Annotated in this window: 9 protein-coding genes; 4 read left to right on the top strand and 5 right to left on the bottom strand. The window is 65.3% G+C overall.

Annotated features, from left to right (window positions below):
• Positions 1-108 precede the first annotated feature (108 nt).
• Positions 109-423, bottom strand: coding sequence for a DUF2934 domain-containing protein (locus tag ABIC44_RS00525; protein WP_354293031.1), 315 nt, complete (start codon positions 421-423; stop codon positions 109-111).
• Between the two features lie 86 nt (positions 424-509).
• Positions 510-1,646, bottom strand: coding sequence for a Gfo/Idh/MocA family protein (locus tag ABIC44_RS00520; RefSeq protein ID WP_354293029.1), 1,137 nt, complete (start codon positions 1,644-1,646; stop codon positions 510-512).
• Positions 1,647-1,781: 135 nt separating this feature from the next.
• Between ABIC44_RS00520 and ABIC44_RS00515 the strand changes: the two genes are divergently transcribed.
• On the top strand, positions 1,782-3,587 hold the full coding sequence (locus tag ABIC44_RS00515) for a glycoside hydrolase family 15 protein (RefSeq protein ID WP_354293028.1): 1,806 nt from the start codon (positions 1,782-1,784) through the stop codon (positions 3,585-3,587).
• Positions 3,588-3,801: 214 nt separating this feature from the next.
• A complete protein-coding gene (locus ABIC44_RS00510; RefSeq protein WP_354293027.1) occupies positions 3,802-5,682 on the top strand; it encodes an ATP-binding protein in 1,881 nt (626 codons plus the stop codon).
• A gap of 3 nt (positions 5,683-5,685) precedes the next feature.
• Here ABIC44_RS00510 and ABIC44_RS00505 read toward each other — a convergent pair whose 3' ends face one another.
• From ABIC44_RS00505 to ABIC44_RS00495, 3 genes are all read right to left on the bottom strand, one after another.
• On the bottom strand, positions 5,686-5,958 hold the full coding sequence (locus ABIC44_RS00505) for a DUF1488 family protein (RefSeq protein WP_307098886.1): 273 nt from the start codon (positions 5,956-5,958) through the stop codon (positions 5,686-5,688).
• 69 nt (positions 5,959-6,027) lie between these two features.
• Positions 6,028-6,456 carry a DUF2147 domain-containing protein gene (locus ABIC44_RS00500; protein ID WP_354293026.1) on the bottom strand — a complete coding sequence of 143 codons (429 nt, stop codon included), beginning with the start codon at positions 6,454-6,456 and terminating at the stop codon, positions 6,028-6,030.
• 115 nt (positions 6,457-6,571) lie between these two features.
• Positions 6,572-7,906 carry an MFS transporter gene (locus ABIC44_RS00495; protein ID WP_309695553.1) on the bottom strand — a complete coding sequence of 445 codons (1,335 nt, stop codon included), beginning with the start codon at positions 7,904-7,906 and terminating at the stop codon, positions 6,572-6,574.
• A gap of 172 nt (positions 7,907-8,078) precedes the next feature.
• Between ABIC44_RS00495 and cyoA the strand changes: the two genes are divergently transcribed.
• Entirely contained in the window at positions 8,079-9,290 is a 1,212-nt protein-coding gene (cyoA, locus tag ABIC44_RS00490) for a ubiquinol oxidase subunit II (protein ID WP_307098881.1), read from the top strand.
• Between the two features lie 11 nt (positions 9,291-9,301).
• Positions 9,302-11,296 (top strand): cytochrome o ubiquinol oxidase subunit I, encoded by a 1,995-nt coding sequence (cyoB, locus tag ABIC44_RS00485; protein ID WP_307098879.1) that lies wholly within the window; start codon positions 9,302-9,304, stop codon positions 11,294-11,296.
• The last annotated feature ends 1 nt before the right edge of the window (position 11,297 follow it).

Here is an 11,297-nt window from a genome sequence, read left to right as displayed (position 1 = left end):
GGGTCTCCGGCAAAAGTCGAACGACTATCCGTGGGGTCAACGCAAGAAGGGGAAGCGAGGGGCCGCATCCGGCCCGTCGCTCTAGAACCACCCGCCAGGCGGGCAGCGTTATTCGGTCTTGGCGGCGCGCGGCTTGCGCGCCTTCGCCTTGGGGGCGGGAGCCGTGGTTTCGGTTTCGGCCGGGGAGGTCAGCTTGCTGCTCTTGCGTCGCGTGACGGCGGCTTTGGGCTGGGGAGTGGCTTCCGCAGCCTGGGGCTTGTCCACAGTCTGGACAGGCTCGGGATCGGCCGGTGCGGGGTCGGCATCGGCCAGTTCGCGTTCCGCCATTTCCCAATGCTCGCGGTCGCGCCCATGCGGCTCGCCTTCGGCTTGCCAGATGCCATAGGCCCGTTCGCGAAGCTGTTCGTCCCTGTTGTCCACCATCGACTCCCTGAAGTGACGTCAATTGTCATCGGCAGCGTAACGATTGATCCTGTCATTCCGCTCCCCAAGAAGCGAATAGATAATGATCAGCTGGCGCCGGTGGGCGACTTGACCTTGACCGGCGCCGGGCGATCGACGGCGGAGAGGGTCTGGCGCTGGCTGGCGGGATCGATCCGCCGGGTACGGGTGAAGGGCGGCAGTTCCACCCGGCCGCCGGTCTTCAGTGCCTGCTTGATCCCCTCGATCACGCGCAGGTCGGACAATCCTTCCTCCACATCCGGCTCCGGATCGCGATCGTTCAGGATGCAGTCGGAGAAATAGCGCATCTCGCCGCCGAAATGATCGGTGTGCTTGAAGGCTTCATGGCTCTTCTTGTCGCCAATCGTCACATTCTGCTCGATCGCTGACTGGAAGCCATAGGCGGGGCTCATATGGATCGAGCCCTTCATGCCCGCGACGATCAGGCTGTCGACATCGTTCATCGCATAGCTGACGGTGAAGCTGGCAAGCTTGTCGCCCGGCATCCGCAGCACGACGGCGAAGGTATCGTCCAGATCGCCCAGACCTGCGCTCGGCTGGCGCGTGGCGACCGCGCTTTCGACCGCGACCGGCTCGGCGCCGAACAGATAGCGGATAGCGTTGATCGGATAAGGCGCCATGTCGAACAGCGGCCCGGCCTCCAGACCATGTTTGGCGCGGTGGTTGTCGGGGTCCAGCTTCTGCCCGAAGCAGGAGGTGAAGGCGACCAGCTCGCCCAGTTCGCCGTTGCGGATCTTCTCGATCGCGTCGAGCGTGCCCGGCTCGAAATGCAGACGATAGGCGGTCATCAGCTTGGCCGAGGAACGGCGCTCGGCGTCCTGAATGGCGCGGCCCTGTTCGACCGAGATTTCCAGCGGCTTTTCGCACAGGACATGGATGCCCGCTTCCAGCGCCGGAATGGCGAATTCGGCATGGCGCCAATTGGGCGTGCCCAGATAGATGGCATCGCAGACATTGGCGGTCAGCAGCTTGCCGAACTCTTCATAGGAATAGACATGCTCGACACCGTATTTCTCGGCGAGCAGGCGCCCCTTTTCCGCATCGCCGGTGACGATCGCGGTCAGTTCGGAATTGCCGGTATGGCGGATGCCGGGCAGCATCGCCGATTGGGTGATGTCGCCCGCGCCGACGACTGCGTAGCGCACTTTCTTGGTGCCGAATCCGAATGCCGATGCCAGGCTCATGGCGATGCTCCCAATAGACAGGTCGGATGTTGCAACGCGCAAATCACGGGAAGGTCCCACGGAGATTTAACGGTTCTGGCGAGTTTCCATGCTCCTAACCTAGATTGTCTTTCCGCCAGCGGAGCCTGCGCCATCGTGACCCTGCCCGATCAGCACCCCGACCCGCTTCGCGACCAGCACGGCTTTCTGCACCTCGAGGATTATGCCGCGCTCGGCGATGGGCGCAGCGTGGCGCTGAGCGGGGCGGACGGGGCGATCGACTGGTGGTGCGTGCCCAACATGGACTCCCCGCCGCTGTTCGACCGGCTGCTCGACGCCGAACGCGGCGGCACCTTCGCGATCACCCCGGTCGAGCCGTTCACGGTCGAACGCCGCTATCGCCCCGACAGCAACGTGCTGGAGACGATCTTCACGACCGCATCGGGGCGCGCCAAGCTGGTCGAGTCGATCAACAGCGGCACGGCGGGGCGATTGCCCTGGGCGGAGCTGGCGCGGCGGGTGGAGGGGCTGGACGGCCATGTTCGCTTCGGCATCACCCTGCGCTTCAGCCGACGCGCGGACACGGTCAGCCCCTATTTCGCGCCCGCCGGGGGGCATAATGTCTTCCATGTCGACCGGGTGCTCGGCATATTCCGGCATTGCGGCCATGTCGTGATCGATCATCTGGAGGACGGGCTGGTGACGGGCCATACCTCGGTCGCGCCGGGCGATCGCGCCCGGATCGCGCTGATCGCCGGGGAGGACGAGCCGCTGGTTTGCCAGGACATCGAACAGATCGATGCGCGGATCGACCTGTCCGACGCCGAATGGCGGCAATGGACCGCCGGACTGAAAGTGCCAGAGGCCCAGCGCGACCGGGTGTTGCGCAGCGCGCTCGCCCTGAAGCTGCTGCTCTATTCGCCCACCGGCGCGATCACGGCGGCGGCGACGACCTCCTTGCCCGAGGGGATCGGCGGGCAGAAGAATTACGACTATCGCTACGCCTGGGTTCGCGACGCGGGCTATACGATCAAGGCGTTCCTGCGGATCGGCGCGCATGCCGAGGCGAAGGCGGCCTTTACCTGGCTGCTCAAGCGGTTGGGCGAGGGACAGCCCCAGGTCTGCTACACGCTCGACGGACGCCCCGTGCCCGCCGAGCGCGAGATCGCGGTGAGCGGCTATCGCCATTCCCGGCCGGTGCGCGTCGGCAATCTGGCGGGCGGCCAGCATCAGCACGGCATCTATGGCGACATATTCGAGACGGCGAGCCGCTTCGTCGCGTGCGGCAATTTCCTCGACACCTCCAGCGCCGAGACACTGTCGCATCTGGCCGATGCCTGCGCGGATCGCTGGCGCCAGCCCGATGCGGGCATCTGGGAATTGCCGGAGGAACGGCATTACACCATGTCCAAGATCAGCTGCTGGCAGGCGCTGGCCCGCGCGGTGGAGCTGGCCGACGAGGGACAGATTCCCACCACCTGTCGCGACCGCTGGGCGCGGGAGCGGGACCGGATCGAGGCGTGGATCGGCGAACATTGCTGGTCGGAAGCGCGCGGCGCCTATCTGATGCACCCCGACAGCGACGCGCTCGACGCCAGCCTGGCGCTTGCCGTGCGCTTCCGGTTCGATGGGCAGGACCGGCTGGCCCGGACGCTGGACGCGCTCGACCGCGAACTGGGGGCGGGGGCATTCCATTATCGCTATTCGGGGGTGGAGAAGGAGGAGGCATGCTTCCTGGCCTGCACCTTCTGGATGATCGAGGCGCGCGCGATCCTGGGCCAGCACGATGCGGCTCAGGCCGCATTCGATGCCGCGACAAAGGCGCTCGATAGCCGGGGGGCCGGGCTCTATGCCGAGATGATCGATCCCGAGACGGGGCATTATCTGGGCAACATGCCGCAGGGTCTGACGCATCTGGCGGTCATTCAGGCGGCGGCCACGCTGGCGGGCGAGGAACTATAGCCGAGCATGGTGGCGGACCCGCGGCCGACTTGCTAGCAGCGGGGCGATGACCGCCGCCCAGCCCGATCCCGCCCTGGCCTTCCTCGACGGGGGCGGCGAGGCGGCACGCCTGATCCTCGCGCGCGACTGGACCGACCATCCTCTGGGGCCGCCCCGGAATTGACCGGAGGCGTTCCGCGTCGCGCTCAGCCTGGTGCTCAACTCACCGGAATCGATGATCCTGGCCTGGGGGCCGGAGTTGCATTTCTTCTTCAACGAAACCTATTTTCCGCTGCTCGGCCCCCGTCTGCCCTGGGCGATGGGAACGCGTTTCGACGAGGTCTGGGCCGACGCGCTGGAACAGGCGCGGCCGATCATAGACGATGCGCTGGCGGGGCGGACCCAGCGTTTCGTCGATCTGCCCTGGAAGCTGGATACCGACCGGGGCGAGGCGCACACCTTCTGGTCCTCTTCCTATTCGCGCGTCCTCGACGGCCGGGGCGATGTCGCGGGGCTGTTCATCTTCACCAACGAGACGACGGCGCGGGTCCATGCCGACGCGGCGCTGCGCGACAGCCAGCTGCAATTGTCGCAGGCGCTGGAGGAGCTGCGCGGGCTCAACGTCACGTTAGAACAGCGGATCATCGAACGGACCGCCGAGCGCGACCGCATGTGGGACGTATCCCCCGACCTGCTCGCCGTGCTCGATGCCGATGGCATGATCCAGCGGACCAACCCGGCCTGGGGCAAGCTGCTCGGCTATGGCGGACAGGCGCTGGTCGGGCGATCGGTGATGGATCTGGTTCACCCCGACGATCTGGCCGGGGCGCAAGAGGCCCTCAGCAATTCGCTGGCCCGGCAGGTCTCGCGGATCGAGGTTCGAATGCGTCACGCCCAGGGCGATTACGAGTGGATCGCCTGGGTCGGCGCCTCCAGCGCGCGCGAAGTCTTTGCGGTCGGACGGCATATCACCCAGCAGAAAGCGGCGGAGGAGGCGCTGCGCCAGACCGAGGAACAGCTGCGTCAGGCGCAGAAGCTGGAGGCGATCGGCCAGCTGACCGGCAGCGTCGCGCACGACTTCAACAATCTGCTGACCGTCATTCGCGGTTCGATCGACCTAATCCGCCGCCCCGGATTCCCGCCCGAGCGCCGACAGCGCCAGATCGAGGCGATCGCGGATGCGGCCGACCGCGCCGCCAAGCTGACCGCACAGTTGCTGGCCTTTGCCCGGCGGCAACCGCTGACGCCCGAGGTAGTCGATGTCGGGGCAAGTATCATGACGCTGTCCGACATGATCGCCACGCTGTCGGGGCCGGGCATCCGGCTGGTCTTCGATCTGCCGGAACGGCCGTGCCATGCCCATGTCGACCGCAGCCAGTTCGACACCGCGATCGTCAACATGGCGGTCAATGCCCGCGACGCGATGGCGGGGCAGGGGACGCTGACCATCCGCGTCTGGTCGGAGGCGGCCCCGCAAGGACCGGATCAGGTTCGGATTGCGATCATCGATACCGGCGAGGGCATTCCCGCCGACCGGCTCGACCAGATCTTCGAGCCCTTCTTCACCACCAAGCGGCTGGGGGCGGGGACTGGCCTGGGTCTCAGCCAGGTGTTCGGCTTTGCGCGCCAGTCCGGCGGCGATGTGCATGTCGCCAGCACGCCGGGGCAGGGCGCGACCTTCACCCTGGTCCTGCCCCGGACCGACGGCTTGCCCGCCGCCGATCGGCAGCAGGGCGATCGGCGCGCAGCGAACGGGACCGAGCGCTGCGTGCTGGTGGTCGAGGACAATGTCGAGGTCGGGCAGTTCGCGGTCGAGGCGCTACAGACGCTGGGCTATCGCACGGTCATCGCCACCAATGCGGCGGCGGCGATGGAAGAGCTGAAAGCCGGGGCGGAGCGGTTCGACCTGGTATTTTCCGACGTCATGATGCCGGGCCAGTCGGGCATCGACTTCGCGCATGATATCGCCCGGCTCCACCCACAGCTGCGCATTCTGCTCACTAGCGGCTATAGCCGGGTCATCGCCGACGAGGGGAGCCATGGCTTCGCGTTGCTCCGCAAACCCTATACGCTTGCGGAGCTCGCCCAGCAGATCGATCGGCTGTTTGGCGTCTGACGCTCAGTCGAGATCATTCTCACTGACCACGACCAGCGCCTGCTCCATGTCCCGGCCCAGCGCGGTCAGCGCGGCGTCCAGAATATCGTCGGAGTAGCGATCGAACATCTCGACGGCATCGCCATCGGGCACGTCGCCGCTCAGGGCTTCGAGCAGGTCATATTGGACGGCGAACTGATATTCCTCGCCCTCCAGCTCGGCCACGAATTCGACCTGCCGGTCCGCCACATTGTCCTCGACCGTTTCCTTGATGACCGTCAGCGTGTCGTCCGCCATGGCGTGCCTTTCCTGAATGTTCGCGACGGGGACGCGGCAGACGCCCCCGGGTTCCCTGATCGAGTGCGGTTATTTTACCCGATGCCAGCGCTGCTCGCGACAGCCCAGCCGCCCCAGCAGGCATCCCTGGCCGACCAAAGTCCGCGCATCGAGTTGGGTGATCGTGCCCTCGACCTCGCGACCGATGTCCGGAACGAAGACGGTGCCCGCCCAGCGCCCTGGCTCTTCCTCCTCGAAATCGGTGAACAGCCGGGTGCCCACCAGACGGGGCGAGCCGCCGCGCGCGGCATCCGCCTTGGCCTGTTCGCTCGCCCAGACCACCGTGCCGCACATCAGCTCCGCGTCGGGGCCACGGCCGCAGGGGGCGAAGCGGACCTGCACGGTGTTGGACGGATTGGCCCATGTACCCGCAGGCACCCGCGCGTCCGCCGCCCCGGCCATGCCGATCCCCGCCATCGCCGCGGTGGCCATTGCTATCCAGCGCTTCCCGTTCGTCATCCTGTTTCCCGTCATGCATCCCCTGTCGAGAACCGATGTAGGGCGCGATCCGGCCAAAACAAAACGGCCAGTGGATCGCTCCACCGGCCGCCCGCATGAGATTGGTCGATCGGGATCAGGACGCGCGCTTGGCAAGTTCCTTGTTAATCCCCAGCGCGGCAAGCGTCGCGACCGCACCCGACAGCAGATAGGCGCCGACCGACAGCAGGCCGAAATGGCTCGAAAGCAGCAGCGCGGCGAGCGGCGCGAAACCCGCACCGATCAGCCAAGCGAGATCCGAGGTGATCGCGGCGCCCGTGTAGCGACGAAGCGACGAGAAGCCCGAGTTGATCGCACCCGACGACTGGCCGAAGCCCAGGCCGAGCAGCAGGAAGCCGAGCACGATGTAGATCGTCTCACCCGTGCCGCCATTGTCGAGCAGCTGCGGCGCGAAGCCGGCAAAGGCCGCGATGCCCGCCGCCGAGAAGCCCAGCAGCGTGCGACGGCCGACCCGGTCGGCGATCTTGCCCGAGGCGAGGATGGCGAACACGCCGACGATGCTGCCGATGATCTCGATCATCATGAAGTCCTGCGGGCGCTCCTTGTTGAACAGGACGACCCAGGACAGCGGGAACACGGTCACGATGTGGAACATGGCGAAGCTGGCGAGCGGCGCGAAGGCGCCCAGAAGGACGGTGCGCCCCTCGGTGCTCAGCGTCTCGCCGACCGGCGCGGGCTGAAGCTCGCGGCTTTCGAACAGGCGCTGGAACTCGGGCGTGGCGACGATGCGCAGGCGTGCGAACAGCGCCACGACGTTGATCGCGAACGCCACGAAGAACGGATAGCGCCAGCCCCAGTCGAGGAAGTCGGCCCGGCTGAGCGTGGTCAGGAAGAAGGCGAACAGGCCGTTGGCCACCAGCAGGCCGAGCGGCGCGCCCAGCTGCGGGATCATCGCATACCAGCCGCGACGACGCTCGGGCGCATTGAGCGACAGGAGCGACGGCAGGCCGTCCCATGCCCCGCCCAGCGCCAGGCCCTGCATGACGCGGAAGATGCCGAGCAGCACGGCCGCCGACGTGCCGATCTGCGCATAGCCGGGCAGGAAGGCGATCGCCATGGTCGACCCGCCGAGCAGGAACAGCGCTATGGTCAGCTTGACGCCGCGACCAAGATTGCGGTCGACCGCCATGAAGATGAAGGTGCCGATCGGGCGGGCGATGAACGCCAGAGCGAACAGCGCGAACGAATAGATCGTGCCGGTCAGCGCGTCGACGTAAGGAAAGATCAGCGACGGGAAGACCAGCACCGAGGCGATGGCGTAGACGAAGAAGTCGAAAAACTCCGACGTACGCCCGATGATGACGCCGATGGCGATGTCGCCCGGGGCGACATGGTGCGGATCGCGGGCATTGACCAGCCGCGCGTCCCGCTCAAGGGGCGTCGAGGTCGATGCGGTTAACTCTGCGCTCATCGGCTGCCAGTCCTGATTTCTTGCATTTTCATCTCGGCGGAACGGTGGCGGCGCAAAACGACCGCACAAAACCGCCATTCTGTTGCGCCTATGCGCCTTTCGGGGGGGCAGGGGGATTGGACAAACTGTCCAATGTGCGCAGGTGCAGCAAAGGCGTAGCGGCCCTTGCCATATGTCTCATTCGTCGAGCCTTGCGCGCCTGCGCCCTCTTCGCTGGGCCGCCTTGCCCCTCCTGGCCATGCTGGGGGGATGCGATGCGGTCGTGCTAAACCCTGCCGGTGACGTTGCCGTGCAGCAACGCGATCTGGTGCTGATCGCGACGGCCCTGATGCTGCTCATCATCATTCCGGTGATGGCGCTGACGGTGCTGTTCGCGTGGCGCTATCGCAAGAGCAACACGCAGGCCGAATATGATCCGGAGTTCGATCACTCCACCATGCTGGAGCTGGTGATCTGGTCGGCGCCGCTGCTGATCATCATCTGCCTGGGCGCGGTGACGTGGACGAGCACCCATCTGCTCGACCCGTATCGCCCGATCGAACGGACGGCCCCCGGCCAGCCGATCGCCTCCAGCGTCAAGCCGCTCGAGGTCCAGGTCGTCGCGCTCGACTGGAAATGGCTGTTCATCTATCCCGAGCAGGGCATCGCCACGATCAACGAACTGGCGCTGCCGGTCGACCGGCCCGTCGAGTTCCGCCTGACCGGCACCTCGGTGATGAACGCCTTCTACGTCCCCGCCATGGCCGGCATGATCTACACCATGCCCGGCATGGAGACGCAGCTGCATGCGGTCATCAACCGCGAGGGCACGTTCAAGGGCCTGTCGTCGCACTATAGCGGCGCCGGTTTCTCGGGCATGCACTTCCCGGTCTATGCGCTCCAGGCGAACGGCTTCGACCAGTGGGTCGAGAAGGTCCGGACCTCGCAGGCCGGTCAGGGCAAGGGCCATGGCCAGCTGACCCGCGCCGCCTTCCTGACGGTCGAGAAGCCCAGCGAATATGTGCCCGCCATGTATTTCAACGGCGTGCAGGGCGGCCTGTTCGATCGCGTCGTCAATCGCTGCGTCGCGGACAACACGCCGTGCATGTCGGACGTGATGATGCACGACCGGATGACCGGTGGCGGCGACCCGCACAAGATGAAGGTCGGCGAGGGCAATCCGCCGGTCAACAATACCGGCCCCATGCACGGTGATCGGACCAAGGGCGCGCTCGAAAAGTCGCCGGAGGAAATCCAGACCTCGCCGCATCAGAGCAAGGAGCCTGTCCCGTCGAAGGGCGTGCAGGAGCCTGGTGAGATGAAGAACCGCCGCATGTCCTTCCTTTCCATCCCGCAGACCCCCGGCCCGCAGACCTTTGGTCATGCCGGTGCGGGTCGCGGCTGAGGCACGCCATCATGGAACACATCATAAAGACCATCTTCGGACGGCTATCGATCGAATCGCTGCCGATCCACGAGCCGATCGTCGTCGGCACCTTCCTGGGTGTCGCGGTCGGCGGCATCGCGGTGCTGGCGCTCATCACCAAGTTCAAGCTGTGGGGCTATCTCTGGAAGGAGTGGTTCACCACGGTCGATCACAAGCGCATCGGGATCATGTACATGATCCTGGGCATCGTGATGCTGCTGCGCGGCTTTGCCGACGCGTTGATGATGCGCGGCCAGCAGGCGATCGCGTTCGGCGACAATCAGGGCTTCCTGAACTCGCACCACTATGATCAGGTGTTCACCGCGCACGGCGTCATCATGATCTTCTTCGTGGCGATGCCGATCATCACCGGCCTGATGAACTATGTCGTGCCGCTCCAGATCGGTGCGCGCGACGTGTCCTTCCCGTATCTCAATAATCTGAGCTTCTGGATGACCGCGGGCGGCGTCGTGCTGGTCATGGCCTCGCTGTTCATCGGCGAGTTCGCGCGGACCGGCTGGCTGGCCTTCCCGCCGCTGTCGGAACTGGACTTCAGTCCCGATGTCGGCGTCGATTATTATATCTGGGCCCTCCAGGTGGCCGGTGTCGGTACGACCCTGTCGGGCATCAACCTGATCGCGACCATCATCAAGATGCGCGCGCCGGGCATGACCATGATGAAGCTGCCGGTGTTCTGCTGGACCTCGCTGTGCGCGAACGTCCTGATCGTCGCCAGCTTCCCCGTGCTGACCGCCACGCTCGTCCTGCTGTCGCTCGACCGCTATGTCGGCACCAACTTCTTCACGAACAATCTCGGCGGCAACCCGATGATGTACGTGAACCTGATCTGGATCTGGGGCCACCCGGAGGTGTACATCCTGATCCTGCCGCTGTTCGGCGTGTTCTCGGAAGTCACCTCGACCTTCTCGGGCAAGCGTCTGTTCGGCTATACCTCGATGGTCTATGCCACGATCGTCATCACGATCCTGTCGTACCTCGTCTGGCTGCATCACTTCTTCACCATGGGTTCGGGCGCGAGCGTCAACTCGTTCTTCGGCATCACCACCATGGTGATCTCGATCCCGACGGGTGCGAAGATCTTCAACTGGCTGTTCACCATGTACAAGGGGCGCATCCGGTTCGAGCTGCCGATGATGTGGACCATCGCGTTCATGCTGACCTTCACCATCGGTGGCATGACCGGCGTTCTGCTGGCCGTTCCGCCCGCCGACTTCGTGCTGCACAACTCGCTGTTCCTGATCGCGCACTTCCACAACGTGATCATCGGCGGCGTGCTGTTCGGGGCCTTCGCCGCGATCAACTACTGGTGGCCCAAGGCCTTCGGGTTCAAGCTCAACCAGTTCTGGGGCAAGGTGTCGTTCTGGCTGTGGGTCGTCGGCTTCTGGGTCGCCTTCACGCCGCTCTACATTCTGGGCTTCATGGGCGTGACGCGTCGCCTCCATCACTTCGACGATCCGTCGCTTCAGATCTATTTCGTCGTGGCCCTGCTGGGCGCGCTGATGATCGCGGGCGGCATCGGGGCCTTCCTGGTTCAGATCGGCGTGTCGATCTGGAAGAAAGAAGAACTGCGCGACGTGACGGGCGATCCCTGGGACGGCCGCACGCTGGAATGGGCGACCTCGTCGCCGCCGCCGGATTACAACTTCGCGTTCACGCCCGTCATCCACGAATTGGATGCCTGGTACGACATGAAGGACAAGAAGGCGCAGGCTCCGGCCGAGGGCTATCGTCCGATCCACATGCCCAAGAATACGGGTACCGGCGTCATCATCGCCGGTCTGTCGACCGCCGCGGGCTTTGGCATGATCTGGTACATGTGGTGGCTCGCTGCCCTGGGGCTGATCGGTGTCGTCGTCGTCGCCATCTGGCACACGTTCAACTATGACCGCGATTACTACATCCCCGTCGATGAAGTCGTGGCAACGGAAAACGAGCGGCGTCGCCTGCTCGGTCAGGGGGCCTGAT

Origin of the sequence: Sphingomonas sp. 1185, from assembly GCF_040544655.1 — a bacterium.
Taxonomy (GTDB): domain Bacteria; phylum Pseudomonadota; class Alphaproteobacteria; order Sphingomonadales; family Sphingomonadaceae; genus Sphingomonas.
This window is presented reverse-complemented; position numbering and strand designations above follow the sequence as displayed.

Bases quoted from the DNA above. Each gene is read 5' to 3' on its own strand.
- ABIC44_RS00500 (WP_354293026.1), bottom strand. From the start codon at position 6,456: ATGACGAACGGGAAGCGCTGGATAGCAATGGCCACCGCGGCGATGGCG.
- ABIC44_RS00505 (WP_307098886.1), bottom strand. From the start codon at position 5,958: ATGGCGGACGACACGCTGACGGTCATCAAGGAAACGGTCGAGGACAAT.
- ABIC44_RS00495 (WP_309695553.1), bottom strand. From the start codon at position 7,906: ATGAGCGCAGAGTTAACCGCATCGACCTCGACGCCCCTTGAGCGGGAC.
- ABIC44_RS00510 (WP_354293027.1), top strand. From the start codon at position 3,802: ATGATCCTGGCCTGGGGGCCGGAGTTGCATTTCTTCTTCAACGAAACC.
- ABIC44_RS00525 (WP_354293031.1), bottom strand. From the start codon at position 423: ATGGTGGACAACAGGGACGAACAGCTTCGCGAACGGGCCTATGGCATC.
- ABIC44_RS00520 (WP_354293029.1), bottom strand. From the start codon at position 1,646: ATGAGCCTGGCATCGGCATTCGGATTCGGCACCAAGAAAGTGCGCTAC.
- cyoA (WP_307098881.1), top strand. From the start codon at position 8,079: ATGTCTCATTCGTCGAGCCTTGCGCGCCTGCGCCCTCTTCGCTGGGCC.
- cyoB (WP_307098879.1), top strand. From the start codon at position 9,302: ATGGAACACATCATAAAGACCATCTTCGGACGGCTATCGATCGAATCG.